Raw genomic sequence first — 25,394 nt, 5'->3', positions numbered from 1 at the left:
CCGGCATGATCGCGTCAGTTGTTCCGGTTGACCCACGCTTCCACGAGATCCATGTGCCGGTCACGCACGTCCATGCCGGTGTGCATGATGCTGTCGGTGTCGTTCTGCCCCCTCGGGACCACCCTTGCCATTGTATTCGTCGGGCAGGCCGATCATGTGCCCGAACTCGTGGGCTGCACCGACCTGCGGATCGCTGGCGCCCTTGCTCACCGGATTGACGTCCTCGCTGTCGAAGCGACCGGTGTTCTGGCCGGGAACGACGTAACTCTGGCTGAAGCCGCCGGCGTCGATCTTGACGACCTCGATGCTCCAGTTCTCGCTGGTGTCGAGCACGTCGCGTACGCCGCCGACGAAGTCCCCTGGGCGCTCGCCCACATCGAGGTTGATGTCCAGCGTGATCTGCTCGCCGTTGTCGTCGGGAACGTATGGCCGTGCCAGGCGGCCTCGACCGCCGCCGTGTAGTCGTCGATGAACTGCTGCCTTTCCGCGGCGGTCCATCGTTGCCCATCCGGGCCTTCGGTGAAGTCGAACTCGATCCTCATGTCGAGTTCGAGCGCGAAGCTGCCGTCGGGCTCCCGGTACAGCTGCAGGTCGTACGCGTCGCGCACGCCGCCGGCGGTGACGCTGTCCTCCGAGGCCACCAGTTCGCGTTCGGCGGAGCCTGTTGCTGCCGCGCCCGCGATTGCCCCCAGCATGCGGCGGACGCCTTCCGACACCGATGTCCGGTCACTGGCGCAGGGCAGCGCCTGGAACGCTCCGGCCCCCAACAGCGAAGCTGCCGACCAGGCGCGCAGTTCGGGGTTGCGGGATGCGATGGCGTCCAGCATGGCGGAGCCTCGATCGCGGATGCGCGTGTCTACCGGGACGCTGCGCCCGACCCGCACTGCGGCCAAGCTGGGGCGCACCCGAGAGTGCGGGGCGCCTCTGGCTGAACGCACGTATAGTGCGGCCTCCATGATTTTCGGAGGTTCCAGGATGCGCAGACCCCTTCTTCTGCTGGCATTGCCGGCCGCGCTGGCCTTGGCCGGTTGCGGTGACCGGGATGCCGCGCAGACGGCAGCTACGCCCGCTGCCGACGCCCCGGCCGAACACACGTTCTCCCCCGCGATCAACGGCGAGGACTTCGGCGAGATGGTGCGCATGCTCGCCTCCGACGAGTTCGAAGGTCGCGCGCCCGGTACCGCCGGCGAAGACAAGACGGTCGAGTACATCAAGGCCCAGTTCGAGCGCATCGGCCTGCAGCCGGGCGGCGACAACAACAGCTGGTACCAGACGGTGCCGATGGTCGAGACCTCCGCCGATCCCTCGACCGTGCTGCGCCTGAACACCAGCGCCGGCGCCCGGGAGCTGAAGTTCGGCGAGGACATGGTGATCGCCACGCGCAGCGGCCGCACCGACGTCAACGTCGCCGACAGCGAACTGGTGTTCGTGGGCTACGGCGTCGATGCGCCGGAGCAGAACTGGAACGACTACGACGGCCTCGACGTCAAGGGCAAGACGGTCGTCATGCTGGTCAATGATCCGGGCTTCCACGCCAACGACGCGACGCTGTTCGACGGCGAGAAGATGACCTACTACGGTCGCTGGACGTACAAGTTCGAGGAAGCCGCGCGCAAGGGCGCGGTGGCCGCACTGATCATCCACGACACCCCGGGCGCCTCCTACGGGTGGGATGTGGTGAAGAACTCCTGGTCGGGCCCGCAGTTCGACCTGCGCACCGAGGACGATCCCGAACCGCGCCTGCCGGCGCAGGGCTGGATCACCGGCGATGTGGCGAAGCAGCTGTTCGCCGATGCCGGGCTGGATCTCAACGCGCAGATCAAGGCCGCCAACACCCGCGGCTTCAAGCCAGTGCCGCTCAAGGCGACGGTCGGTTTCGACCTCAAGAGCACGATCGCCGAGAAGAGCTCGCGCAACGTGATCGGCATCCTGCCGGGCACCGAGGCGCCGGAGCAGGCGGTCCTGTACCTGGCGCACTGGGACCACCTGGGCAAGCACGAGGGCGAAGGCGCGGACGGCGACACGATCTACAACGGCGCGATCGACAACGCCACCGGCGTGGCCGGCATCATCGAGATCGCCGAGCAGTTCGCGACCACCGATCCCAAGCCCAAGCGCTCGGTGGTGTTCGTTGCGGTCACGCTCGAGGAATCGGGCCTGCTCGGCAGCAAGTACTACGTGGCGCAGCCGACGATCGATCTCGCCCAGACCGTGGCCGTGATCAACCTCGACGCCATGAGCGTTGCCGGGCCGTCGCGGGACTTCGTCGTGACCGGCCAGGGCAACTCGGAACTCGAGGACATCCTCAAGACCTTTGCCGACCAGCAGAACCGCACCCTGGTGCCGGAAGGCAACACGGCCGGTGGCTTCTACTTCCGCTCCGACCACTTCAACTTCGCCAAGGCCGGCGTGCCGGCGCTGTATGCCAAGGGCGGCAACGACCTCGTCGACGGCGGCACCGCCGGTGGCAAGGCCGCGACCGACGATTACGCCAAGCGCTATCACCAGCCCGGCGACGAGTACAACCCGGAGTGGAACCTCGACGGCGTGGTGCAGGATCTCGAGGCGCTCTACGGCGTAGGCCGCACCCTGGCCGATGGTGACCAGTGGCCGACCTGGTACGAGGGCAATCCGTTCAAGGCCGCGCGCGACCAGATGCGCAGCGAAGCGGGCGCTCCCTGACCGGCCCGTAGGATTCGCTCATCGAAGAAGGCGGCGACAGCAATGTCGCCGCCTTTTTTCTTGGGTCAGCGACGCGCTCTCCGTATGCGGGCCTCGCCGAAGCGCCGTCGGTTCCGCCGCGTCGCCAGCATCCGCCCGACCCGCGCTTCTTCCGCGTGGCGAGTTCGAGCGGACTGTGGGCGCGCCGCTGCCGGGGGTTCCCGTTGTCGCCACTGCGCTCCGGAGAACGCGGATGCCGTGTCCCGCGCATTGGCCCGCTCCGGCCGGAGCGGCGCGCGGATCGGCAGCGCGCCGGGCGCGCCTGCCCCGGGGACGCCGCTCGCATCTTCGTGCGATAAGGCACCAGCCTCCATCCGACACGAGACCACCCGATGACCCTGTCCACCGCCTACTGGTGCGTGCTGACTGCCGCACTGCTGCCTTACCTGTGGGTCGCGCTCGCCAAGGCATCGGCGCCGCGCTACGACAACCGCGATCCCCGTGGCTGGATCGCCCAGCAGCAGGCCCCCCGGGTGAAACGCGCCTACAACGCCCACTCCAACGCCCTCGAGGCCTTCGCGCCGTTCGCGGCCGGCGTGGTGCTGGCGCAACTGGCGGGCGTGGCGCACGCGCATATCGCGGCGCTGGCGCTGGTGTTCGTGGCGCTGCGCGTGGTGCACGGCGTGGCCTATGTGGCCGATCTCGCGCCGCTGCGCAGCCTGGCATGGTTTGGCGCACTGGCCTGCGTCATCGCGCTGCTGGCCCAGGCGGCGCGGTCGATCGCTTGAGCGGCGCTACCGACCCGCGCCCGGTGCTGGCGCTGTTCGATTTCGACGGCACCATTACGACACGCGAGACCCTGCCCGACTTCCTGCGCCTCGCCACGCCTGCCCGGCGTCGCGCCTGGGGCGCGCTCCTGTTCGCGGTGCCGCTGCTGGCGTACCGGCTGAAGCTGCTGCCGGTGCACCTGTTTCGCGCCTGGCTGATCCGCTACGCATTCCGTGGCCTGCCGCGCGCGGACATCGAGCTGGCCGGATGCCGGTTCGCGCATGAGGTCCTGCCAGGGCTGGTGCGGCCGGACATGCAGGCCGCCATCGATGCGCATCGCGCGGCCGGCGATACCGTGGTCGTGGTGTCGGGCGGGTTCGATGTCTATCTCGGGCCGTGGTGCGCGGCCCAGGGGATCGAACTGATGTGCTCGTCGCTGGAGTCGCGCGGCGGCGTGCTCACCGGCCGCTACGCAGGCGCGCAGTGCGTGGCCGCGGAGAAGGCCCGACGCGTCCGCGCGCGCTACGACGCCCGCAGGTATTGCGAAATCCACGCCCATGGCGACACGCACGAGGATCTGGCGCTGCTAGCACTGGCCCGGTACGCGACCTATCGCGGGGCGCCATGGATCGGGCGCGGATGAGGGCCCGCCGGGTGCGATGCAGCGCCCGCAGGCAGCCCGGCTGCTGATTCCTGCGCGGCACCAGATGCCGCCGGTTGTAGACGAACAGCACAAACATGATCGCCAGCTGCCCAAGACCAACGGCAATGGAGGGCCCACAAAAAGCCGCCCGCCCCCCGGGGGAGGGGCGGGCGGCAAATGGACCGGCTCTGGAGAGAGAGAGAGAGAGAGCGACCGAACGCCCTCAAGGGGCTGGCGTTCGGGACGTCACCGGTCACATGGGCACGCGTGTCTTTCTGCGGATCAGTGGATTCAGGTATCGCTTGCGGCACTGCCGGCGGTGGTCGGCGTTGCCGCTGGGTCGGTGGTCGGATCGGTCGGCGGCTGCGGCATCGGATCCATCGTCGGATCGGTCGGCGGCGGCATGCTCGGGTTGGTGGGCGGCGGCATGCTCGGATCGACCGGCGTCGGGCTTGTCGGATCGGTGGTCGGAGGCGGCGTCACCGGCTCGTTCGCGGGGTGGGCCGGAGCGGGCGCGGAATCGGTTGTGGGCGCCGCCGGGGTGGTTGCCGGTGTGTCGGCAGGCCGGTTGTCGTTGCAGGCGGCAAGCGCGAGGCTGATCGCGGCTGCCATCGGAAAAAGAATATGCCGCATCGGAATCTCCTCGTCTGATCTCGGCCCCAGCATGGCGGTGGACATGTAGCCCCTGTGTCGTGAGATACGTGCATTTTTCGTTATCCGGTGCTCAGGAACGCCGATCCGATCGCAAATCTGGACATTGCCTGTCGCGGCGGAGCCTGCCGCTGCACTCGACAATGCCATCACACCAGGCTTTTAAGCTTGTGCGATGGCCATGCGCGAACCTGCTCCCGCCGACGCACGTGTGGCACTCGATGCACGGCAACACGATCTTGCGCGGCGCTTCGAAGCGGTGCGTGCCCGTACCGCCACGCTCGCCGCGCCGATCAGTGCCGAAGACGCGATGGTCCAGAGCATGGAGGACGCCAGTCCGACCAAATGGCACCTCGCGCACACCACATGGTTCTTCGAGCGCTTCGTGCTGGCCGAAATGCCGGAACATCACGCCTTCGATCCAGCCTGGGACTACCTGTTCAACAGCTACTACCAGGGCGTCGGGCCGATGCATGCACGTCCCAAGCGCGGGCTGCTGTCACGGCCTACGCTGGCGCAGGTCGCCGCATATCGCGATGCGGTCGAAGCGCGGATGCGCGAGCAACTCCGGCGGGGGACGATGGATGCGCACCTGCTCGATATCGTCGAACTCGGCCTGCAGCACGAACAGCAGCACCAGGAGCTGCTGCTGACCGACATCAAGCACGCGTTCTTCAGCAATCCGCTGCATCCTGCCTATCGCGACGATCTGCCGGTGACGCGCGGCGAGGCCGCCGGCCTGCGCTGGATCGCGCGGGCGGAGTCCATCGCGCAGATCGGACACGCCCCGTGGCCCGGTGCTTGCGGATTCGCCAGCGACAACGAGTCGCCCCGTCATCGCGCGCTGGTGCCGGCGCATGCGCTGGCCAGCCGCCCGGTGAGCAACGCGGACTTCCGCGCCTTCATCGCCGACGGGGGTTACCGCACGGCCGCCGTCTGGCTCAGTGCGGGCTGGGACACGGTACGGGCTCGCGGCTGGTCGCGGCCGCTGTACTGGAGCGCCGGGCTGGATGCGGAGTTCACGCTCGCCGGCTGGCGCGAGCTCGATCCGGAGGCGCCGGCCTGCCACCTGAGCTACTACGAAGCCGAGGCGTTCGCCCGCTGGGCCGGCGCGCGCCTGCCCACCGAGTTCGAGTGGGAACAGGCGGCGCAGGCGCTTCCGGTCGCCGGCAACTTCGTCGACAGCGATCATCTGCATCCCCACGCTGCACCATGCGCATCGACCGGCCTGCAGCAGATGTTCGGCGACGTGTGGGAATGGACATCGAGTGCGTACACCGCCTACCCCGGCTATCGCCCATGGCCCGGCACGCTCGGCGAATACAACGGCAAGTTCATGGATGCCCAGTGGGTGCTGCGCGGCGGCAGCTGCGCGACGTCCGCCGACCACATGCGCGCCAGCTACCGCAACTTTTTCCCGTCCGACGCGCGCTGGCAGTTCGCCGGCCTGCGCCTGGCCAAGGATTCCGCATGAATGCCGCCATCGCGCGCGCGCGCGCGCAGGCCGCCCTGACCGATCTGCGTCCGAAACCCGACGACATCGCCGCCGATGCCATCAACGGGCTGTCACGCACGCCCAAGTCGTTGCCGTCGAAGTATTTCTACGATGCTGAAGGCTCGCGCCTGTTCGAGGCGATCACGCGGCAGCCGGAGTACTACCTCACCCAGGTGGAGCTGGCGCTGATGGAATCGCGCATGCCGTCGGTCGCCGCGGCCGTCGGCAGCGGCGCGCATGTGGTGGAGTTCGGCAGTGGCAGTGGGCGCAAGACCGAACTGTTGCTCGAAGGCCTGGAGGCGCCGGTCGCCTACACGCCGATCGAGATCTCGCGCACCGCGCTGATGGACAGCGTGACCCGACTGGGCCAGCAGTTCCCGGAGGTCGAAATGCTGCCCGTCTGCGCCGACTTCACCGGGCCCGTCCCGCTGCCCCCCGCCTCGCGGCACGTGCAGCGCACCCTGGTGTTCTTCCCGGGCTCGACACTGGGAAACTTCTTTGAAGGCGATGCCGTGCGCCTGCTGGCTTCGATGCGCGGGACCATGGGCGAGAACGGCCGCGCCCTGATCGGTATCGATCTGGACAAGGATGCCGCGGTGCTGGACGCGGCCTACAACGACCGCGCCGGGGTCACCGCCGCCTTTACCCTGAACCTGCTGGCGCGGCTCAACCGGGAGATCGGCAGCGACTTCGACCTCGACGGCTTCGGTCATCGCGCGGCCTATTCGCGCGAACGCATGCGCATCGAGACCGCGCTGGTCAGCACACGCGCGCAGTCGGTGCGGATCGGCGAGCGGCGCTTCGACTTCGCGCAAGGCGAGGCGATCGAGGTCGAGATCAGCCAGAAGTACACCGATGCCTCGTTCGCGGCGTTGACCGTGCAGGCGGGGCTGGAGGTCATCGACGGCTGGAACGATGCGGAAGACCGCTTCGGCCTGCGTCTGCTGCGACCGCGCTGAGATGCCGGCCGTCGGCGATGCGACCATCGCCGCGGCGATCCGCGCCCTGCTGGCCGCTCGCGGACCCGCCGCATCGATCTGCCCGTCGGAGGTCGCCCGCCGCCTGCCTGCCGACGCCAATTGGCGCGATGCGATGCCCGAGGTGCGCCGGGTCGCGCGCGCGCTCGCGCAGGCAGGAGAAATCGTGATCACCCGGGGTGAGGCCGCCCTCGATCCTGCGGCGCCATTGAGCGGCCCGATCCGGCTGCGGCGCGGGCCGCGGGCAGACACGGGCGGCGCGGGGCGATGACCCCGGCAGGCGTGGCGTATCGTGTCGCACATGCCGCCTTCAGACGCCCCGCACGACCGCCCGTTCGCCCCTTCGTGCGAACGCAACCGGGCACCGATCCTCGAGGTCTTGCAGACGTACTTCCGCGACCGGCACGCGGTGCTGGAGATCGGCAGCGGCACCGGCCAGCACGCCGTGTATTTCGCCGAAGCGATGCCCTGGCTGCAGTGGCAGTGCAGCGATCGCGCAGAGCAGCTGGCGGGCATCACCCGATGGCTGGACGCGGCGGGGCTTGCGAACACGCCCGCGCCCGTTGTGCTCGACGTCGCCACCGGGCCCTGGCCGCGCCCGCCGGCCGGGCTCGCCGCATTCGACGCAGCGTTCACCGCCAACACCCTGCACATCATGTCCTGGCCCGCGGTCGAAGCCTGTTTTGCCGGTCTCGATGCCGCGCTCGCGGACGATGCGACGCTGGTGGTCTACGGGCCGTTCAACGTCGGCGGTACCTACACCAGCGACAGCAACCGCGACTTCGACGGCTGGCTCAAGGCCCGCGACCCCGACTCGGGGATCCGCGACCTCGAAGCGGTCGACGCCCTCGCCGCGAAGATCGGCCTGCACCTGCGCGACGACATCGCGATGCCGTCGCACAACCGCTGCCTGGTGTGGCGGCGGCAACCGATGCGCTGAAGCTGCGACGAGTTCCCGCGTCGTCGCGGGTGACGACGCCCGACCAGCGGGCGTCGCACGGTTAGTAAGGCGCGTGCCTCAGGCGGCCTGCACGATCCGCAGCGGATTCTTCCACTCGGCCAGCAGTTCGGCCTCGCGCGCCTTGGCAGACGCCAGGTGCGCCTCCTTGACGTGTCCGTAGCCGCGGATGTGTTCCGGCACACTGGCGATCTCCGCAGCCAGATCGACGTTGCCGCCGTCGAGTGCGTCGAGCAGACCGCCGACGGTCGCTTCGTACTCGCTGATCAGCCGCCGCTCCATCTTCCGCTCCTGCGTATAGCCGAAGATGTCGAACGCGCCGCCACGCAGGAAGCGCAGCTTCGCCAGCACGCCGAAGGCCTTGAACATCCACGGGCCGTATTCGCGCTTGACCAGCTCGCCCTTGTCGTTCTTCTTCGCCAGCAGCGGCGGCGCGAGATGGAAGCGCACGGTGTAGTCGCCCTCGAACTGCTGCTCGAGCTTTCGCTTGAAATCACCGCTGGTATAGAGCCGCGCGACCTCGTACTCGTCCTTGTAGGCCATCAGTTTGAACAGGTAACGCGCGGCGGCTTCCGACAGTGCGCTCGAGCCGGGCGCGCGGGCATGCTCGGCATCACGCACGCGCTGCACGAAATCGGTGTAGCGCTTCGCGTAGGCGGCGTCCTGGTAATCGGTGAGGAACGCGCTGCGGCGCGCAACCAGTTCGTCGAGCGAACGCGACAGGCGCGCATCGTCGAGCGGCAGGAAGGCGACGTTGTCGTTGCCGCCGTGCTCGGGCACATGGCGCAGGTCGGACTCGTTGCGGGTCACGCGCGGCGCGGAGGTCGCGCCCCATTCGCTGGTTTCCCATTCGCCAGGCGGCAGCACCGGCAGCTCGTGGACGGTGCGTTCGGCCGCGGTCGGGGCATTGCGCACCAGACCTGCGGCGGCGTTAACCGCGTCGATGTCGACCACGGCCAGGCGGCCCCAGGCGAACGCGGTCTTGTTCATCTCGACCGCGGCGCCGTTGAGTTCGACCGCGCGCATGATCGCGTCCAGCGAGATCGGCACCAGGCCGCGCTGCCAGGCGAAGCCGAGGATGAAGAGGTTGGCCGCGATCGCATCGCCCATCAGTGCGGTCGCGATCTGGGTGGCGTCGATCTGCAGCGGCGCCCTGCCGCCGAGGGCATGCCCGATCGCAGCGACGATGTCGGCGGCCGGGAACTGCATGTCCGGGCGCGTGGTGAACGTGCCGGGCATCGCCTCGTAGGTGTTGAGCACGACCTGGGTACGGTCGCCGCGGATCTTCGACAGCGTCCAGTAGTCGTTGACGACGACCATGTCGCAGCCGAGCACGAGATCCGCCTCACCGGCGGCGATGCGCACTGCGTGGATGTCGGCAGGTGTTTTCGCGAAGCGGATGTGGGTGGTGACTGCGCCGCCCTTCTGCGCCAGGCCGGTCTGGTCGAGCACGCTGGAGCCGCGCCCTTCGAGGTGCCCGGCCATGCCGAGCAGCGCGCCGATGGTCACGACGCCGGTGCCGCCGACGCCGGTGATCAGGATGTTCCAGGGCGTGGACAGGTCGGATGCAAACGTAGGCATCGGCAGGTTGGCCAGCTTCTCGGCCGCCGAGACCTTCTTGCCCTTGCGCGGGCTGCCGCCATGCACGGTCACGAAACTCGGACAGAAGCCCTCGACGCAGGAGTAGTCCTTGTTGCAGTTGCTCTGGTCGATCTGGCGCTTGCGACCGAATTCGGTTTCCTTGGGCAGCACCGAGACGCAGAACGACTTCTTGCCGCAATCGCCGCAGCCTTCGCAGACCAGCGAATTGACCACGACGCGTTTCTGCGGATCGGCGATCTTGCCGCGCTTCCGGCGGCGGCGCTTTTCGGTGGCGCAGGTCTGGTCGAAGATCAGCACGCTGGTGCCCTTCACCTCGCGCAGGCGCTTCTGCACCGCGTCGAGATCGCGGCGGTCATGGAACTCGACGCCGGACGGAAAGATCTCGGGCTTGGACCACTTGCCGATGTCGTCGCTGACGAGCGCGATGACCTCGACGCCCTCGCTGCGCACCTGGTGGGCGATCTGCGGCACGGTCAGCGTGCCGTCCACCGGCTGGCCACCGGTCATCGCGACCGCGTCGTTGTAGAGGATCTTGTAGGTGATGTTGACGCCGGCGGCGACCGACTGGCGGATCGCCAGCGAGCCGCTGTGGAAGTAGGTGCCGTCGCCGAGGTTCTGGAACACGTGCGGCGTATCGGTGAATCCCGCCTGCCCGCACCAGGTGACGCCTTCACCGCCCATCTGGGTGAAGGTGTCGGTGTCGCGGTCCATCCACGTGACCATGTAGTGGCAGCCGATGCCGGCCAGCGCGCGCGAGCCTTCGGGCACCTTGGTCGAGGTGTTGTGCGGGCAGCCGGAGCAGTAGTGCGGCACGCGCGGGAACTGCGCCCGCGGCAGCGCCAGCTCGCCCTCCTTGGCCTCCATCCACTGCAGCACGTCGTGCATCTTCTGCCGCTCGCTGCCCTCGCTGGGCAGATAGCGCAGGATGCGCCGCGCGATGACGCCGGCGATCGTCGCCGGCGTGAGCTCACCGGTGCTCGGCAGGATCCAGGCGCCGCTCTCGTCGTACTTGCCGACGATGCTGGGACGCTCGCCCTCGAAGTTGTAGAACAGCTCCTTCATCTGGCCTTCGATGAAGCCGTGCTTCTCCTCGACGACCAGGATGTCCTGCAGGCCACGCGCGAAGCTGCGGATGCCGACCGGCTCGAGCGGCCAGGTCATGCCGACCTTGTAGACGCGGATGCCGAGCGCGCGGCACGCCGCCTCGTCCAGGCCGAGGTATTCCAGCGCGGTGAGCACGTCGAGATAGCTCTTGCCGGTGGTGACGATGCCGAAACGTGCGTCCGGCGTGTCGAGCACGATGCGGTCGATCCGGTTCGCGCGCGCGAAGGCCTGCGCGGCCTTGACCGCATAGCGGTGCAGGCGCATCTCCTGGTCCATCGGCGGATCCGGCCAGCGGATGTTGAGGCCGCCCGACGGCATTTCGAAATCGTCCGGGGTGACGATCTCGAGCGCGAACGGATTCACGTCGACCGACATCGAGGATTCGACTGTCTCGGCAATCGTCTTGAAGCCGACCCAGCGGCCGGTGTAGCGCGACATCGCCCAGCCGACCAGACCCATGTCGAGGATGTCCTGGACGCCGGCCGGATTGAGGATCGGCATCATCGCGCTGGTGAACTCGCCCTCGCTGCCATGCGGTAGGGTCGAGCTGCGACAGGCGTGGTCGTCGGCCGCCAGCGCCAGCACGCCGCCGTGCCGGCCGGTGCCGGCCGCATTGCCGTGCTTGAACACATCGCCGCAGCGGTCCACGCCCGGACCCTTGCCGTACCACATCGCATAGACGCCATCGACGTTGGCGCCGGGAAACAGGTTGGTCTGCTGCGTGCCCCAGACCATCGTCGCGCCGAGGTCCTCGTTGAGGCCCGGCTGGAACTTGACGTTGGCCTCGGCCAGATACTTCTTCGCGCGCCAGAGTTCGAGATCGAAGCCGCCCAGCGGCGAGCCCCGGTAGCCCGAGATGAAGCCGCCGGTGTTGAGGCCCGCGGCCGCATCGCGCAGCCTCTGCATCAACGGCAGCCGCACCAGCGCCTGCACGCCCGACAGGTAGATGCGCCCTTCCGTGCGGGTGTACTTGTGCTCGAGGCTGTAGTCGGTGTCGAGCACACCGTTGGTCAGACCCGTATGGGCCGAGGCGGGCGAGGACAGTTCGGCGGTGCTGGTCATGACGGAAACTCTGGCTTGCGCGCACGGCGCTGGCGGGCCGCGGCGGACGGTGCCGGGCGGCATGCGGGAATGGGGAGGCCCCGGGGAAACCGCGGAATTGTACCAGCGGGGCCCCAGCCGCCCGGCGCCGCGCGTGAACGTGGTCCCGGGACCTGCGACGCCGCGCTGGCTACAATCGGGCGGGGCCGTCACTTCTAAGACGTACAGGGGAATATTGCGATGGGATATCTGCGGAACGGCGCATGCGCGCTGGCACTGTTGCTGGCAACCACGGCAGGGGCTCAGACGCTGCCGACACCGGCCGAGTTCTACTTTGATGCGGACACGCGAACCGTCACGCCACTCGTGGCGATTGAAGGGGACGACGACCAGACCCACGCGAAGCTGATGCAGCTCGTCGACCGCAACGGACGCAACGCCGAACAGGCGCGGGCGCAACTGGCGCGGGCCCTCATGCGCTCCGGCCGTGAAGAGACCGGCCGCGCGATGTATGCGCAGGCCTTCGACGCGACCTCGAACCGCTCGCCGCTGCGCAGCGCCCTGCACTGGCACTTTGCGTGGGACCTGTATCGCCTGGGGCATCATGCCGAGGCCCTCGACCAGTGGCGCCAGGCCCTCGACGGGCGCCTGGTGCGGCCCTCGTGGGCGCCGCCGACGCTGGCGATGGCCCTGTGGTCGAACGGTCGCCGCGACGAGGCGGTGCAGTGGTACGCGGCCGCGGTGCGGACCGAGCCGACCCAGTGGAACGATCCGGCAAGTTATCCGGCGTTGTTGCCCGACTGGACCGAGGCCGAGCGCCGCACGCTCGCTGAAGTGTTCGCCGCATGGCGGGCCGCGCCGCCGGCCTGGCCCTGAGGCTTCGCGGGCGGACGCTTCCATAACCAGCGTCCGCCATCGCCGTGCACATCGCCATGTCCGCGCCGCGGCGGATCCCACGAACCGCCACGGCGGATGGCATCGCCAGCTGCGCCACGCCCGATCCTTTGAGGGCCTGGCTGCTCATGACAACGGCGCACAGTCCGCGGGCCTGGAAGACGGTGGTCGCAGCGCGCGGGCACCGGTCGTGCGAGTGCCGGGCATACGCGCGGACATGGGTGGCCTGCGAGATCCGGGTCGTCAGGGCGCCGGGCAGGTGTGTCGCTGCGCCGCCGAGCCGGCGTCGCCTGGACGGGCCGAGCTGCTGTCAGCGAAAGACGGGAGGCGCGAGACGCGAGGCAACTACGCGCCGAGCGGCTCGGCGGCGCAAGTCGCGCCTCATATCACTCCGCGTCGGCCTCGAGCGGGACCTGGCGCGTGCGCAGCCAGGCGACCACCGCTTGCCGCTGACCTCTCGCGGCATCATTGAGGCGGTTCGGCGGCGTCTTGAAGAAATAGCGCTGGAAGCTCGCATCCTGGCTGTTCTTCGCCAAAGGATCGGCGCCCGCTTCGAGCAGGGCCAGCACGTGATCGCCGGCGTTGATCATCGCGGCCTTGTGCAGGGGCGTGTTCCCGGTTCGATCGGCAGCGCCGGGATCGGCGCCGGCAGCGAGCAACCTGCGGAACTGCGCATCGGTGCGCGGCCCTGTCGCGCCGGCCAGTGGCGTGGCGCCGGTGATGCCGTGGCGCGCGTCGGGATCGCCGCGATTGGCGAGCAGGATCTCCAGGAATTCCGGATCGTCGGCGATTGCCGCGCCGTGCATCGCGGTCGCGCCGCCCAGTCCCGGCGCGTTGGGATCTGCCCCTGCCTGGAGCAGTGCGCGCAGCGCATCCTTGGCCTGCGCCAGCATGGCGAGCTGCAGCAGATTCACCCCCTCGTCGCCGCGCGCGTTGGGATCGGCGCCGGCATGGATCTGCGCACGCACTGCCACCGCATCGTCGGCGCCCACGGCCTGGGCCAATGCAGCGGCACTGGCATCTGAAAAAGCGGCACGAGCGTCCATGGCGTCTCCACTGCAGGCGGCGCCGGACAGCATCAGCAACAGGCTCAGGACCGCGGCGCGCATGCCGGCATTCTCACACAGCGGCGCCGGGCTTCCGTCGGCGCACCTCACCGATCAATGCGTCCAGGGTTGCTGCTGCGCCAGGGCATCGAGCACCGCGTCCTGCATGTGCTTGGCGATGCTGTGCGAGACGATCGACACCGGGTTGAAGCGGTCGAACCCCGTCAGCGGCGCCGGATCGTCCAGCACGATCTCGTGCCCGGGCGCATCGGGAATGTTGTTGATCCCCCAGATGTCCTGCTGGGCCTTGGTCAGAGCCTCGCCCTCGACGTTGTAGCGCCGGATCTGACCTGCGGCGGCATCGGCCTTGGCGGCCTCGGGATCGAGCCCAAGTGCGGCGACCGTGCGGTCGTGCACACCGGACGCATTGAAGGTCACGGCCGCCCCATCGACGGCCATCGCAGCAGTTGCGGCGAGTCCGCCGCCGAGCGAATGGCCCGTGATCGCAAGATCCTCGCCGTAGGCGGCCGACGCCAGCTGCGCGAGCTGGACGGCTTCGTCATACTGCTCGGAATCCCAACCCACGCCCTGGCGGAAGTTGGCACCGGTCCAGTCCTTGAGCTCGTTCGAGCCGGCGAACGCGAGGACATGGTTGCCGTCACCGTCGGTATAGATGCCGGCGCGGAAGCCCGTCTCCGGGTTGTCCAGCAGCGCCGGATCGATACCTGCAGCCATGAGGTCGCCATCGCCGACGCGGGTCCAGTTCCCCACCTGCTGCACGGCGGGATCGTAGACCGCCGCCGAAATCTGCATCAGCTCGAGGTCGATGGATTTTGCGTCCTGGCCGCGGACCTGGGCATCGAAGGATGTGGCGTTCGCCGCGTTTCCGCCCGCGGCAAACAAGGCGCCGAGCTGCGGGTGATAACCCGGCTCAAGCCGGTAGCTGCCGGTCGGCGCGGGGGCGGCTCCGCCCGCCGGCAGCGCTCGCAACGCCTCGGATGGCGAGAACGCCTGGAGATTCGAATGCGAGACACTCGACGACTGCACGTTGAAGCTCATGATCCGCTCCGCCACACCGGTACATCGACGGTAGGCGGCGCGCGCGCGGATCGACAGCTGGGGCGAACCCGAGCACCGCGCTCTGGCGCATTCAGCCCGGCGCGAATCTCAGCGCTCCGGCCCGGATTGCGCCTGCATATCGAGCAGCGCGCTGCGGTCTGGTTCGCTGGGGATCCCGCGTTGTGATTGCTGGAACAACTGCCCGAAACGCGTCGACGCAAAATCGTCGAGCGCTGCCTGCATGATCGCCGGATCTCCGCCTCGCGCCGCCGCCAGCAGGGTCTCGACTGGCCGGGCAGTAGCAGAGCTCGCATCGTGCGCCACCGCACCGTGCCGTTGTTGTGCCCGAGCCAGCGCTTCACGCGTGTCAGGGCCCACGATGCCGTCAACCGCCAGTCCCTGCGCATGTTGGAACGCCCGTACGGCCTCACCGGTGCGCGGTCCGAACATTCCGTCTGCCTGCACCCGGGCGTTGCGCGCGTCCGTGAAGCCGAGCTCGGCCAAGGCCGCCTGCAGGTCCGCAATCCCGCTTCCGCGCTGACCCGGACGTAGCGGATCGACGCGCACCGGTGCTTCCTGGCTATTGCGCGAAATGGCACTTTCCGTCGGTGGCCGCGCTGCGTCTTCTCGCTTGATGTCGAAGCGTCTCTCCACAAACCGGGCGTAATCATCGAGAAGCGGCAACACCTTGTCGCGCGACAACGCGAGTCCGCCGTAGTCCGTCGTCGGCCCATCGTGGTGGTATTTGTAGATATAGGCCTCGTCCTGCCCACGACGCTGCGCCAGGGTCCGGTTGTCGATGAAGTGCGCGACCAGCGCAGCAGCCTGCGCGTCGACCTCGAAGCGATTGGCTTCGTTGAGGCCATACGACCGGCCGGTCTTGTCGATGAACTGCCCGATCCCCGAAGCGGACGACGAGCCAGCAGCGGCATCTGGATTGAAGCCGGACTCGATTCGAGCGATGGCGAGCACGTGCGCCGTATCGCGTACGCCGAGCCCTGCCTCGCGAGACGCGTCGACCAGTGCATCGATCACCCGCGATTGCACTTCAGGCGAGGCGTCGCCCCACATCCGGGAATTACCGGACAAACGTGCCGGGTCCTGGCTGACCGGCTCCAGATAATGACTCCATTCCTTGAGCTGGGAGACCCGATATCCGGCGCCTTTCGGCTGGATCAGGCCGTGGTAGATCATGTCGGGCATCCGGGCAACTCCTTCCTTGGCGAGCCGATTCCTCGTTGGAGTTCGGGCAGCGAAACAACCGGTATTGGCAACCTTCCTGGTCGGCCCCGGCCTGGACTTTATTTATCGGGGAGCGAATGCGGGGTACTCGATTGACGGGTGGCGCAGCGCGTGTTCGGAAAGAAGCCGCTCATACGCGTCGTTGTTGGCTTCCAGTGTTTCGCCATAGCCCCGCGTCGGCGGCACGGCCTCATTCATTGGCATACCGCGCTCGTCATAAATGAAGAACCATTCGCACACCTTGCATCCAGACGGCATCTCGCCGTACTGGACGACCAGATACTGTTGGCCGCTTGCAGACCTCGCGCAGCCCATACCTACCGGAACGTATCCCTGCATACCGCGCGGCGCCGGCAATGTCACCGGCGTCATCTGCGGCGACTCGACACGGACGTTCCCGTCGCTAGCAAGAAGGGTGAACGAGGCAGCGCCACATATCAGATTCATGTCCTCTGTTCCCCTTGAGCGAATCGCAGGCGCGCTTGCGGTTGCGGTTGCGGTTGCAGCGAGCGTTTTCGCGCCATCGGAAGGCGGGATGGCACAGGCCCCCAGCGAGGCCATCATGGCGGGTATCAGGAGCAGATCACGGACGTACATCAGGCGGCTCCTTGCCGGAACATCGTTCACGTGCCAGGGACCGGCGTGGACGACCCCGCATCGCAGCAGGCTCTCCGGTGTGGTACGTGCGTGAGGCTTTCTCGGTGTTTCGGACGGCGACACCATCGGCGCCATCAGCATGGATCATGTTGGGCCACAAGACGCGTCTGCCGACCACGCTGCCGCCCCGGCCACGGATCGGCCTGAACCGCATTCGGGCGTAAGAGAATCATCGGCGAACTGCGCGAGCCGTGACGATGCTTGGCGCGCCACCCGCGGCGGCGTTCGTGTGCGATTGCATGACCGGGCGGCGGGCAGCGCGCTACTGTGTCAGCCCTTTGCTCCGGAAGCGCCGCCCCATGCCCCGCCTGCTCCCGACCCTGCTCGCCACCGCGCTGCTCGCCCTGTCGTTGTCGACGACTGCCTCGGCCGCCGACCGCATCACCGGTCACCCCTTCGCCACCCGCAGTGAAGTCCACGCGCCGCATGCGATGGCCGCCACCTCGCATCCGCTGGCGACGCAGATCGCGCTCGACACGATGAAGGCGGGCGGTAGCGCTGTGGATGCGGCGATCGCTGCGAACGCCGCGCTCGGGCTGATGGAGCCGACCGGCAACGGCATCGGCGGCGATCTGTTCGCGATCGTCTGGGATCCGAAGACGAAGCGCCTGTATGGCTATGACGGCTCGGGGCGCTCACCCAGGTCGCTGACACTGGCCGAGTTCCAGCGCCGCGGCCTGACCGACATTCCCTCGCACGGTCCGCTGCCGGTCACCGTGCCGGGCACGGTCGACGGCTGGTTCGCGCTGCACGGGCGCTTCGGCAGGCGCACGATGGCCGACAACCTCGCGCCGACGATCCGCTATGCGCGCGAAGGCCATCCGGTGCACGAAGTGATCGCCTACTACTGGGACCGCTCCGTGCCGCGGCTGGGCAAGTGGCCGGGTTTCACCGAGCAGTTCACGATTCAAGGCCGCGCGCCGCGCACCGGCGAGACCTGGCGCAACCCGAATCTCGCGAACACGCTGCAGGCGATCGCCGACGGTGGCCGCGATGCGTTCTACAAGGGCGACATCGCGCGGGTGATCGGCGACTACTTCGCCGCCAACGACGGCTTCCTCGCCTTCGAGGATCTCGCTTCGCACACGGGCAACTGGGTGGAGCCGGTATCGACGAGCTATCGCGGCGTCGAACTGTGGGAGCTGCCGCCGAGCGGACAGGGCATCGCGGCGCTGCAGATTCTCAACCTGCTCGAGCCCTATGACCTGAAGTCCTACGGCTTCGGCAGCCCCGAGCACGTGCACCTGTTCGTCGAGGCCAAGAAACTCGCCTTCGCCGACCGCGCGCGCTGGTATGCCGATCCAGAGTTCCACCCTGCTCCGGTCGCGAAGCTGATTTCGAAGGACTACGCGCGCGAGCGCGGCGCGCTGATCTCGATGGATACCGCGTTGCGCGAAGTGCAGCCGGGCACGCCCAGGCAACTGGACGAGGGCGACACGATCTACCTGACCACCGCCGACGCCGACGGCATGATGGTGTCGCTGATCCAGTCCAACTACCGCGGCATGGGCAGCGGCATGGCGCCGCCTGGCCTGGGCTTCATCCTGCAGGATCGCGGCGAGCAGTTCGTGCTGCAGGCAGGCCACCCCAACAGCTTCGCGCCGGGCAAGCGTCCCTTCCACACCATCATTCCCGCGTTCGCGACGAAGGACGGCGAGCCTTGGCTGGCCTTCGGCGTCATGGGCGGCGCGATGCAGCCGCAGGGCCACGCCCAGATCCTGATCAACATGCTCGACTTCGGCATGAACCTGCAGGAGGCCGGTGACGCGCCGCGGATCCAGCACGACGGCTCCACCGAACCCACCGGACAGAACACCGCGATGACCGATGGTGGCGAGGTGGACCTGGAAACCGGCTTCCCCTACGAGACCGTGCGCGCACTGATGCAGAAGGGCCATTCGGTGCGCTTCTCGCACGGCCCCTACGGCGGCTACCAGGCGATCATGAAGAATCCCTACGGCGGCTGGACCGGCGCCAGCGAATCGCGCAAGGACGGACAGGCCGCCGGCTACTGACGCGCATTCCCGGCCGGTCTATGCTCGCCCGACACGGACGTTGGAGCGGCACATGCGCGGATGGATTGCGGCAGGACTGGTCGTGCTGGCGATTGCCAGCACACGGACGGATGCGGGCGACCTGGAGGGCAGCGAGACCGACGGCTGGCTCCATCCGTCGGCCGGTGTCGAGGAATCCCACGCTGCGGCAGACCGCCGGGCAGCCCAGCAGGCCTATCTGCGACGCACCGCGGGTGCGCTCGCGCAGACCGACCGTCCACGCGAGCTGGCCCTGGCAGCACTGCTGCATCAGGCGGCTGCGCATCCTGCCCCGCCGCAACCCGGTGACGTCATCGATACCCCCGTGACCGGCGTGCAATCCGATGGCATCGCACGCGATTGGCGCGAGCGCGCCGCGGCGCGCGCGGGTGACGATGTGATCGCGAATGTGCTGCTCATCGCGGGCGCCGACGAGATGGATGGCATCTCGCAGGACGCAGCGCAGCGCTGGGCGGATGCACAACCCGACAACAGCGCGCCGTGGTTGCTGCGCACCGACCTCCCGATCGATGCCTTGTTGCAGGCCGCCGCCGAACGCCGGCATTACGACAGTGTCCACTTCCAGACGCTCCGGTGGATGCGCGACGCATTGGCCGCGCATCCAGCCGACGCGCGAACGCGCGCATCCACGGGAAGCGGCGCGCCGATGGGCGAGCGCGTCTACGCGACAATGCTGGCGCTCGGCCTGTACAGCGCCAACGCCGCCCCCGGTTATTCCCGTCTCGCCGGAGGATGCACGTCGGCGACGCCGGAGCTCCAGGTCGCCTGCAGATCGCTTGCCGGGCAGCTGCTCGAATCGGACACGCTGATCATGCGCAGCATCGGGAGCGCGATCGCATCGCGTCTCGACGCACCGGACGTGGAGGCCACCCGCGCCATCGCCTGGCGGACACATGCGATGCAGCGCGCGACCGCGCCCGACGGCGAGCGCCAGTTCATGCGCCTGCTCGACGACACATCGATCCGCACCGAGATCGAATTGCAGGCGCGCATGCTCAGCGATGCAGGCATCCCGCTGGTGCCGCCCGCGGACTGGACGCCGCCGACGCACTGACCTGCTACGCGGCCACGCGCGCGGTCGCTATGCTGGCCGCATCCCGGTCCCGAGACATCGCATGATCCGTTTCCTGCTCGCGGCCGCATGTGCGCTCGTACTCTGCTCGCCAATCGCGCTGGCACAAGTGCCCTATGCGGACTTCGACGAGGCACCTGCCGAGCAGCCGGAAGACGCGGCTGCACAGGCTGCCTGGCGCAGCTGGTCGGCGCGCAGCGCCGCTGCGCTCGCGGAGACGGGCCAGCCGCGCGAGCTCGCGTTCGCTGCTTTGCTGCGCGGCCTCGCCGATGCGGATCCGGAAAGCGCGGCCGCCGGGTCCTCGCAGCCTGTAGCGCCCGATGGGGAGGCCAGCGCCTGGCGACGTGATGCAGCGGCACGCGCCGGCAACGATGCCCTTGCCAACGCGTTGCTCGCCTACGGCGCGGACGAAGCAACGCGCCTGCGCGCCGCGCAGCGCTGGCTCGGCGCCGACCCACAGAATCTCGCGCCGCTGCTGGTGCGTGGCGGCAACGTCGATGCGTTGCTTGCCGATGCGCGGGTCGCCACCCGCTTCGACCTCGGCATGCTCGAACAGGTGCGCTGGATGCAGACCGCGCTGCTGCGCACGCCGCCGACCCCTGGAGAGCGGGCGGCACTCGCCGATGCGGACGAGTTCGTGCCGGCCGAGCATGCGGCGATCACCGCGATGGGTCTGTGGGCGGCGCTCGCCTTTCCGGCGCTGGAGCCGCTGATGCGGGGCTGCGACGCGGACGCGGCGGGCGCGAACGCCGCGCGCGCGCGCGATTGCCGCCATGTCGCCAGCCTCATGGCGAACACCTCGGACACCCAGCTCGGCAGGATGCTCGGCCTCGCCCTGCTCGAACGCCTCGCCAGCACGCAGGCCGAGCGTGCCGACGTGCAGGCACGTCGCCGGATCTTCGACTGGCGCATGCTCCAATGGGGTCGGGCGAGCGCCACCCTGCCCCGCGAGGGCGCCGCGCAGTTCGCACGCCTGCTCGCGGATCCGTCGGTCCGGACCGAAGCCGATCTCGTCGCACGCGCGTTGCAGGAAGCCGGCGTTCCATCCGAGCCGCCGACGGGCTGGCAGCCAACGCGCTGAGGGTTTGCCGGCACTTCGCGCGGCACCATGCGCTGGTCAGTACAAGCGACCTGCCGCACACTTCCGCCTCCACCGGCAGCGCGCCGGTGTACGGGGACGGAGACTTCCGATGCGGCATCTGCACACCGCCTGCGGCCTGTTGGCCGCGGCAACGCTCGTCTGCGCCAGCGGCCCTGCCGCCGCGCAGGCCTACAACAGCTTCACGCTCGGCGCGGGATTCACGCCTGATCCGCAGACCGGGACCGGCGAGACCGGCGGGCAGACACTGGCGAGTCGCTTCGGGCCGCAGTGCAGCGGTTTCATCGATGCCACGCCCGACCACACGATCCGGGTGACCTCGCCGCTCGACCTTCGCATGGCAGTCCAGAGCACCACCGATTCCACACTGGTCGTGGTCGGCCCGGCCGGCGTGTTCTGCGACGACGACAGCGGCGGCCAGCTCGACGCACAGCTCGATGCCCGCCTCACGCCCGGGGACTACGCCGTCTACGTGGGCCATGTCGAGCAATCCGGCCGCTACACGCTGACGCTTACCGAGGGCAGCGGCGTGGCCTCGGCCGGGGGGAACGCGCAGTACGCGAACTTCCGCCTCGGTGCCGGCTTCACCCCCGATCCGCAGACCGGGACAGGCGAGACCGGCGGCGCGGTGGATGCCCGCCGCTACGGCGCGCACTGCAGCGGCATGATCGATTCCACGCCCGACCATCGGCTGACGATCACCTCGACGGTGGCGCTGCGCCTCTCGGTCCGCAGCACCACCGATTCGAGCCTCGTCGTGGTCGGCCCCGGCAAGGTGCTGTGCGACGACGATGGCGCCGGTGCGCTGGACGCCGCGGTCGTCGATACGTTCCGCCCCGGCGAGTACGAGATCTATGTCGGCCATCTCGGACAGGCGGGCAGCTACCGGCTGGAGATCACCGAGACCAGGTAGTCCCCCGCGCATCCGGTCCGCGCGTGCGCAGGGCCGTGCTTTGGCCCTGCGCGGTCATCGCACCGATCCTGCCGGCGCACTGCCGGCAGTGTTCCGGGACACGCGCCCCCCGCGTTCGGACGAGAAGGTGAATGTGTAACGCAGGCGGATCGGCACGGCGTCGACTGCGACCCCTGCGCCCTCGCAGCGCGGGTCGCGGTCCGGGTCCACGCCGGCGGGGAACGTGCAGACCGCCCCGCCGAAGTAGCGCCAGTTGCGCAGCGTCGCGGTGACGGCATCGACGAACGGGCGCGCGGCAGGATCGGCAGGATCCGCGCAGGCCTGCTCCGCGCGATCCGCAGCGACGTCCCGCACCGCGCCCTCGGCATCGACGACGAAGCCCACGCACAGCCGCAATTCGCCGTCCAGACGCGCGCCGGCCGGAAATGTCGGGTCGGGATCATGGATCGGCGAGGCCATCAGGAACCGCTGATTGGATTCGACGCTGTGCACCTGCGCCATCGGTGGCAGCACCATCGCGCGCTGCACCCCTGCGGTGCGATGGCTGCACGCCATCAGCGCCACGGCCAGGCACGGGAGGATGCAGCATGCGTAGTGTCGTGCGGTCATCCGGCCTCCTGCCGATCGATCCATCGAGACGTGGCGCCCCGCCTAGTCCGCGGGCACGGTCCGTTCGCTTGCCCAGTTGCGCAGCGCGTCGACCTGCTCGCGCATCATCACCGAAAGTGGTCGCGTGTCGCGCAGTGATTCGACGACCATCGGCTGCGACAGCGGCGCGCCGGCAGCATGCGCGGCATAGAGCGCGGCCACGATGGCCTGCTCGATCTCGGCACCGGAAAAGCCCTCTGCCTCGGCGGCCAGCCCGGGCAGGTCGAAGTCCGCAAGTGCGAAGCCGCGCCGCGCGAGATGCACCGAGAACACCTCGGCGCGCACCTCGGCGGTCGGGAGGTCGACGAAGAAGGTCTCGTCGAAGCGACCCTTGCGCAGCAGTTCCGGCGGCAGGTCGTGGACCTGGTTGGCGGTGGCGACCAGGAACACCTTCGACTTGCGCTCGGCCATCCAGGTCAGCAGGAAGCCGAGCACGCGGCGCGATACGCCGCCGTCACTGTCGCCGCTGGAGGCGAGGCCCTTCTCGATCTCGTCGATCCACAGCACGCAGGGCGCGAGCTGTTCGGTGGAGGCGATCGCCTCGCGCAGATTGCGCTCGGTCTCGCCGTGGTACTTGTCGTAGAGGGTGCCGAAGTCCAGCCGTACCAGCGGCACCTGGAGACCGCCGGCGATGGCTTTGGCCAGCAGCGACTTGCCGCAGCCCTGCACGCCGAGCAGCAGCACGCCCTTTGGCGGATCCAGGCCCGGCGGGGCGTCGCCCTCGACGAACACCCGGCGGCGCTGTTCGATCCAGCGCTTGAGCCGCCGCGCGCCGGCCACGTCGGCGAAGCCGGCGGTGTCGTATTCGTAGTGCAGATGCCCGCTCTTGTTGAGCAGTTCGAACTTTAGCTTGGCGAGCGCGGGCAGATCGTCATGACCGAGCGCGCCGTCGACGTGGATCAGCTGGCGGGTGATGCGGCGCGCATCCCCGAGCGACAGCCCCTGGAGGTTGCGCACGATCTGGCGGACCGCATCGGCGTCGGCCTCCACCCGTCGGCCGCCGTGTTCCTGCTGGTAGAGGGTGGCTTCCTCGCGCACCAGTTTCAGCAGCGCGTCGGCGTCGGGCAGACGCGGGCGGAAACGCACGGCCATCGCCTCCAGGTCCGCCGGCAGTTCCACCTTGTGGCCGACCAGCACGATCACGTGCGGCAGGCTGTGGCGCCGCTGGATCAGGTCGCGCAGCTGACGCTGGGTGCCGGCATAGCCCAGGTAGGGATGGAAATCGAGCAGCAGATAGATGCCGCGCTGCTGGGCGTCGCGGATCGCGGCCAGGGTATTGCTGGCATCGGGGGCGGTATCGGTCTCCGACTCGCCGTCGAGATCGAGCCGGCGCAGACCCTCGGTGATCGTCCACCGGTACAGCGCGCGCCAGACCTGTTGCAGGGATTGCCGGAACAGCTCGACCACGCGCGGCTCATCGGGCGTTTCGACGACCACCAGCGGCGTGTTGGCACGGATCAGGGCGGCCAGGTCCTGCAGTTCGCTCATGGGCGCGTCGCGTCTGTCGTCGGGAACCCGGATGTTAAACGGGCGGCGCGGTCGCGGTGGTGGGGTCGCCGGTGTACGCTCGAACGCGAACCCATCCGGAGGCTTCGATGAAGACGGTACTGGTGGCCAGCTCCAAGGGTGGTGTCGGCAAGACCACGATCGCAACCCATCTCGCCGCGCATTCCGCGCTGGCTGGCGAGCCCACCGTCCTGATCGACGCCGATCCGCAGCAGTCGTCGACGCGCTGGGCCGAGCGACGCGCCGGTATGGAGGCCGCAGTGTTGCCGCTCGACGGCAGCGCGCGCCACAGGAAGGTCCTGGCATCGATTCCCGAGGGCGCGACGCGGCTGGTGATCGATGCACCGGCTGGCGCGATGGCCGAGGACCTCGACGCCTACCTTGAGCTCGCCGAGGCGGTGGTGGTGCCGGTGTTGCCGTCCGCGCTGGACATCGAGGCGACCGTCGGCTTCCTCAACACGCTGGCCAGACACCCGCGCATCCGCCGCGGCCAGACCCGCGTGGGCCTGGTCGCCAACCGCCTGCGGCCCCATACCAATGCCACGCAGCAGGCGTTGGCGCTGCTCGACCAGTGGCCGTCTCCGGTGATCGCGCAGCTGCGCGACAGCCAGGCGTACGTGATGCTGGTCGGGCTGGGTAAAAGTCTGTTCGATTACCATTCGGCGCAGGTCCGCGAGCACCAGGACGACTGGACCCCGCTGTTGAAATGGCTGCGGAAATAGCCTGTCCCACGGCGTGTTCACCGCGACCGAACGCACCGCCCGTCATGAATCGATCACCCGAGGCCGCCAAAACCACATGCGCGAACTGATCCTGCTCCGCCATGCCCATGCCGAGCCCGCACTGCCGGGACAGGCCGACATCGATCGGCCTCTGTCCGCCGAGGGTCTCGCCGAGGCCGAGGCGGCCGGACGCTGGCTGCGCGACAAGCAGCTGGTGCCCGACTGCGTGCTGTGCTCACCGGCGCGGCGCACGCGCGAGACCCTCGAAGCGGTGCTGGCCACGATCGGCTATGTCGACCAGCGGCTGGTGCCGGCGATCTACGAGGCCACACCGGGCACGCTGGCCGCCCTGCTCGACGAGGACCTGGACAGCACCCGGCTGATGCTGGTGGGACACAATCCGGGCCTGGAACGGCTCACGGCCCTGCTGCACACGGGCCAGACCGGCGAGTACCGCGGCATGCCGCCGGCGGGGATCGCGGTCCTGAGCCTGCCGACCGGCGCCGCGGTGGAACCTGCGGCGGCAGAGCTGTCGGCTTTCTGGTGGCCGTAACGGCAGCTGCGCCGCGTCGCGCCTTGCCA

Annotated in this window: 23 protein-coding genes; 14 read left to right on the top strand and 9 right to left on the bottom strand. The window is 68.8% G+C overall.

The annotated features are described in order from the left end of the window. Positions 1-60: 60 nt before the first annotated feature. The gene (locus EGK76_RS10765; protein ID WP_123832602.1) at positions 61-498 is read right to left on the bottom strand and encodes a hypothetical protein; all 438 of its coding nucleotides are present in this window, start codon (positions 496-498) and stop codon (positions 61-63) included. 477 nt (positions 499-975) lie between these two features. On the opposite strand from EGK76_RS10765, the gene EGK76_RS10760 reads away from it, so the two are divergent. The 3 genes from EGK76_RS10760 to EGK76_RS10750 all read left to right on the top strand — a co-directional run bounded on the left by EGK76_RS10760 (position 976) and on the right by EGK76_RS10750 (position 4,072). Continuing rightward, positions 976-2,682, top strand: coding sequence for a M28 family metallopeptidase (locus tag EGK76_RS10760; protein WP_123832601.1), 1,707 nt, complete (start codon positions 976-978; stop codon positions 2,680-2,682). A gap of 371 nt (positions 2,683-3,053) precedes the next feature. Next, the gene (locus EGK76_RS10755) at positions 3,054-3,449 is read left to right on the top strand and encodes an MAPEG family protein (RefSeq protein WP_199730900.1); all 396 of its coding nucleotides are present in this window, start codon (positions 3,054-3,056) and stop codon (positions 3,447-3,449) included. After that, on the top strand, positions 3,446-4,072 hold the full coding sequence (locus tag EGK76_RS10750; protein ID WP_233580260.1) for an HAD-IB family hydrolase: 627 nt from the start codon (positions 3,446-3,448) through the stop codon (positions 4,070-4,072). Before EGK76_RS10755 ends, EGK76_RS10750 begins: the two co-directional genes overlap by 4 nt. Positions 4,073-4,363: 291 nt before the next feature. Here EGK76_RS10750 and EGK76_RS10745 read toward each other — a convergent pair whose 3' ends face one another. Further along, on the bottom strand, positions 4,364-4,873 hold the full coding sequence (locus EGK76_RS10745; protein ID WP_123832599.1) for a hypothetical protein: 510 nt from the start codon (positions 4,871-4,873) through the stop codon (positions 4,364-4,366). 31 nt (positions 4,874-4,904) lie between these two features. On the opposite strand from EGK76_RS10745, the gene egtB reads away from it, so the two are divergent. Genes egtB through EGK76_RS10725 form a run of 4 tightly spaced genes read left to right on the top strand, consistent with a single transcriptional unit; the run spans position 4,905 to position 8,135 of the window. Further along, complete coding sequence (egtB, locus tag EGK76_RS10740) at positions 4,905-6,197, top strand: ergothioneine biosynthesis protein EgtB (RefSeq protein ID WP_233580276.1); 1,293 nt, start codon at positions 4,905-4,907, stop codon at positions 6,195-6,197. Then, positions 6,194-7,177, top strand: coding sequence for an L-histidine N(alpha)-methyltransferase (gene egtD / locus EGK76_RS10735; RefSeq protein WP_123832597.1), 984 nt, complete (start codon positions 6,194-6,196; stop codon positions 7,175-7,177). Before egtB ends, egtD begins: the two co-directional genes overlap by 4 nt. A gap of 1 nt (position 7,178) precedes the next feature. Beyond that, a complete protein-coding gene (locus EGK76_RS10730; RefSeq protein WP_123832596.1) occupies positions 7,179-7,466 on the top strand; it encodes a DUF3253 domain-containing protein in 288 nt (95 codons plus the stop codon). Between the two features lie 30 nt (positions 7,467-7,496). Continuing rightward, positions 7,497-8,135, top strand: coding sequence for a DUF938 domain-containing protein (locus tag EGK76_RS10725; protein ID WP_123832595.1), 639 nt, complete (start codon positions 7,497-7,499; stop codon positions 8,133-8,135). 78 nt (positions 8,136-8,213) lie between these two features. Here EGK76_RS10725 and EGK76_RS10720 read toward each other — a convergent pair whose 3' ends face one another. Beyond that, a complete protein-coding gene (locus EGK76_RS10720) occupies positions 8,214-11,921 on the bottom strand; it encodes an indolepyruvate ferredoxin oxidoreductase family protein (protein WP_123832594.1) in 3,708 nt (1,235 codons plus the stop codon). A 219-nt stretch (positions 11,922-12,140) separates the two neighbouring features. Between EGK76_RS10720 and EGK76_RS10715 the strand changes: the two genes are divergently transcribed. After that, positions 12,141-12,776 (top strand): tetratricopeptide repeat protein, encoded by a 636-nt coding sequence (locus EGK76_RS10715; RefSeq protein WP_096296726.1) that lies wholly within the window; start codon positions 12,141-12,143, stop codon positions 12,774-12,776. Positions 12,777-13,180: 404 nt separating this feature from the next. Here the strand turns inward: EGK76_RS10715 and EGK76_RS10710 are convergent, their stop codons facing one another. From EGK76_RS10710 to EGK76_RS10695, 4 genes are all read right to left on the bottom strand, one after another. Next, complete coding sequence (locus EGK76_RS10710; protein WP_123832593.1) at positions 13,181-13,903, bottom strand: ankyrin repeat domain-containing protein; 723 nt, start codon at positions 13,901-13,903, stop codon at positions 13,181-13,183. Between the two features lie 51 nt (positions 13,904-13,954). Then, a complete protein-coding gene (locus tag EGK76_RS10705; RefSeq protein ID WP_123832592.1) occupies positions 13,955-14,899 on the bottom strand; it encodes a DUF2974 domain-containing protein in 945 nt (314 codons plus the stop codon). Positions 14,900-15,007: 108 nt separating this feature from the next. Continuing rightward, positions 15,008-16,102 carry a peptidoglycan-binding protein gene (locus EGK76_RS15425; RefSeq protein WP_158613488.1) on the bottom strand — a complete coding sequence of 365 codons (1,095 nt, stop codon included), beginning with the start codon at positions 16,100-16,102 and terminating at the stop codon, positions 15,008-15,010. A 102-nt stretch (positions 16,103-16,204) separates the two neighbouring features. Further along, a complete protein-coding gene (locus EGK76_RS10695) occupies positions 16,205-16,738 on the bottom strand; it encodes a hypothetical protein (RefSeq protein WP_123832591.1) in 534 nt (177 codons plus the stop codon). Between the two features lie 359 nt (positions 16,739-17,097). Between EGK76_RS10695 and ggt the strand changes: the two genes are divergently transcribed. The 4 genes from ggt (at position 17,098) to EGK76_RS10675 (ending at position 21,936) form a co-directional block, all read left to right on the top strand. Beyond that, positions 17,098-18,813 carry a gamma-glutamyltransferase gene (gene ggt, locus EGK76_RS10690; RefSeq protein WP_123832590.1) on the top strand — a complete coding sequence of 572 codons (1,716 nt, stop codon included), beginning with the start codon at positions 17,098-17,100 and terminating at the stop codon, positions 18,811-18,813. A 52-nt stretch (positions 18,814-18,865) separates the two neighbouring features. Next, positions 18,866-19,906, top strand: coding sequence for a hypothetical protein (locus tag EGK76_RS10685; RefSeq protein ID WP_123832589.1), 1,041 nt, complete (start codon positions 18,866-18,868; stop codon positions 19,904-19,906). Positions 19,907-19,967: 61 nt separating this feature from the next. After that, positions 19,968-21,005, top strand: a complete 1,038-nt coding sequence (locus tag EGK76_RS10680; protein ID WP_123832588.1) for a hypothetical protein — start codon at positions 19,968-19,970, stop codon at positions 21,003-21,005. Between the two features lie 109 nt (positions 21,006-21,114). Continuing rightward, positions 21,115-21,936: a hypothetical protein gene (locus tag EGK76_RS10675; RefSeq protein ID WP_096296735.1), complete on the top strand. Its 822-nt coding sequence runs from the start codon at positions 21,115-21,117 to the stop codon at positions 21,934-21,936. A gap of 54 nt (positions 21,937-21,990) precedes the next feature. Here the strand turns inward: EGK76_RS10675 and EGK76_RS10670 are convergent, their stop codons facing one another. Next, complete coding sequence (locus EGK76_RS10670) at positions 21,991-22,545, bottom strand: hypothetical protein (RefSeq protein ID WP_123832587.1); 555 nt, start codon at positions 22,543-22,545, stop codon at positions 21,991-21,993. A 42-nt stretch (positions 22,546-22,587) separates the two neighbouring features. Further along, entirely contained in the window at positions 22,588-24,072 is a 1,485-nt protein-coding gene (locus EGK76_RS10665) for an AAA family ATPase (protein ID WP_123832586.1), read from the bottom strand. A gap of 107 nt (positions 24,073-24,179) precedes the next feature. Here EGK76_RS10665 and EGK76_RS10660 point away from each other — a divergent pair, with 107 nt between their 5' ends. Both EGK76_RS10660 and EGK76_RS10655 read left to right on the top strand, forming a co-directional pair. Then, positions 24,180-24,812: a ParA family protein gene (locus EGK76_RS10660; RefSeq protein WP_096296738.1), complete on the top strand. Its 633-nt coding sequence runs from the start codon at positions 24,180-24,182 to the stop codon at positions 24,810-24,812. A gap of 76 nt (positions 24,813-24,888) precedes the next feature. After that, on the top strand, positions 24,889-25,365 hold the full coding sequence (locus tag EGK76_RS10655) for a histidine phosphatase family protein (RefSeq protein WP_123832585.1): 477 nt from the start codon (positions 24,889-24,891) through the stop codon (positions 25,363-25,365). Positions 25,366-25,394 lie beyond the last annotated feature (29 nt).

Origin of the sequence: Luteimonas sp. 100069 (assembly GCF_003813845.1) — a bacterium.
GTDB classification, from domain to species: domain Bacteria; phylum Pseudomonadota; class Gammaproteobacteria; order Xanthomonadales; family Xanthomonadaceae; genus Luteimonas; species Luteimonas chenhongjianii.
Note: the sequence above shows the minus strand (reverse complement) of the source record. Positions and strands in the feature narration are given on the sequence as shown.

What these genes read in the sequence shown, in the direction of transcription:
- EGK76_RS10765 (WP_123832602.1), bottom strand. Translation starts at nt 498, where the DNA reads ATGGACCGCCGCGGAAAGGCAGCAGTTCATCGACGACTACACGGCGGC.
- EGK76_RS10760 (WP_123832601.1), top strand. Translation starts at nt 976, where the DNA reads ATGCGCAGACCCCTTCTTCTGCTGGCATTGCCGGCCGCGCTGGCCTTG.
- EGK76_RS10755 (WP_199730900.1), top strand. Translation starts at nt 3,054, where the DNA reads ATGACCCTGTCCACCGCCTACTGGTGCGTGCTGACTGCCGCACTGCTG.
- EGK76_RS10745 (WP_123832599.1), bottom strand. Translation starts at nt 4,873, where the DNA reads ATGGCATTGTCGAGTGCAGCGGCAGGCTCCGCCGCGACAGGCAATGTC.
- egtB (WP_233580276.1), top strand. Translation starts at nt 4,905, where the DNA reads ATGCGCGAACCTGCTCCCGCCGACGCACGTGTGGCACTCGATGCACGG.
- egtD (WP_123832597.1), top strand. Translation starts at nt 6,194, where the DNA reads ATGAATGCCGCCATCGCGCGCGCGCGCGCGCAGGCCGCCCTGACCGAT.
- EGK76_RS10730 (WP_123832596.1), top strand. Translation starts at nt 7,179, where the DNA reads ATGCCGGCCGTCGGCGATGCGACCATCGCCGCGGCGATCCGCGCCCTG.
- EGK76_RS10725 (WP_123832595.1), top strand. Translation starts at nt 7,497, where the DNA reads ATGCCGCCTTCAGACGCCCCGCACGACCGCCCGTTCGCCCCTTCGTGC.
- EGK76_RS10720 (WP_123832594.1), bottom strand. Translation starts at nt 11,921, where the DNA reads ATGACCAGCACCGCCGAACTGTCCTCGCCCGCCTCGGCCCATACGGGT.
- EGK76_RS10715 (WP_096296726.1), top strand. Translation starts at nt 12,141, where the DNA reads ATGGGATATCTGCGGAACGGCGCATGCGCGCTGGCACTGTTGCTGGCA.
- EGK76_RS10710 (WP_123832593.1), bottom strand. Translation starts at nt 13,903, where the DNA reads ATGCGCGCCGCGGTCCTGAGCCTGTTGCTGATGCTGTCCGGCGCCGCC.
- EGK76_RS10705 (WP_123832592.1), bottom strand. Translation starts at nt 14,899, where the DNA reads ATGAGCTTCAACGTGCAGTCGTCGAGTGTCTCGCATTCGAATCTCCAG.
- EGK76_RS15425 (WP_158613488.1), bottom strand. Translation starts at nt 16,102, where the DNA reads ATGCCCGACATGATCTACCACGGCCTGATCCAGCCGAAAGGCGCCGGA.
- EGK76_RS10695 (WP_123832591.1), bottom strand. Translation starts at nt 16,738, where the DNA reads ATGTACGTCCGTGATCTGCTCCTGATACCCGCCATGATGGCCTCGCTG.
- ggt (WP_123832590.1), top strand. Translation starts at nt 17,098, where the DNA reads ATGCCCCGCCTGCTCCCGACCCTGCTCGCCACCGCGCTGCTCGCCCTG.
- EGK76_RS10685 (WP_123832589.1), top strand. Translation starts at nt 18,866, where the DNA reads ATGCGCGGATGGATTGCGGCAGGACTGGTCGTGCTGGCGATTGCCAGC.
- EGK76_RS10680 (WP_123832588.1), top strand. Translation starts at nt 19,968, where the DNA reads ATGATCCGTTTCCTGCTCGCGGCCGCATGTGCGCTCGTACTCTGCTCG.
- EGK76_RS10675 (WP_096296735.1), top strand. Translation starts at nt 21,115, where the DNA reads ATGCGGCATCTGCACACCGCCTGCGGCCTGTTGGCCGCGGCAACGCTC.
- EGK76_RS10670 (WP_123832587.1), bottom strand. Translation starts at nt 22,545, where the DNA reads ATGACCGCACGACACTACGCATGCTGCATCCTCCCGTGCCTGGCCGTG.
- EGK76_RS10665 (WP_123832586.1), bottom strand. Translation starts at nt 24,072, where the DNA reads ATGAGCGAACTGCAGGACCTGGCCGCCCTGATCCGTGCCAACACGCCG.
- EGK76_RS10660 (WP_096296738.1), top strand. Translation starts at nt 24,180, where the DNA reads ATGAAGACGGTACTGGTGGCCAGCTCCAAGGGTGGTGTCGGCAAGACC.
- EGK76_RS10655 (WP_123832585.1), top strand. Translation starts at nt 24,889, where the DNA reads ATGCGCGAACTGATCCTGCTCCGCCATGCCCATGCCGAGCCCGCACTG.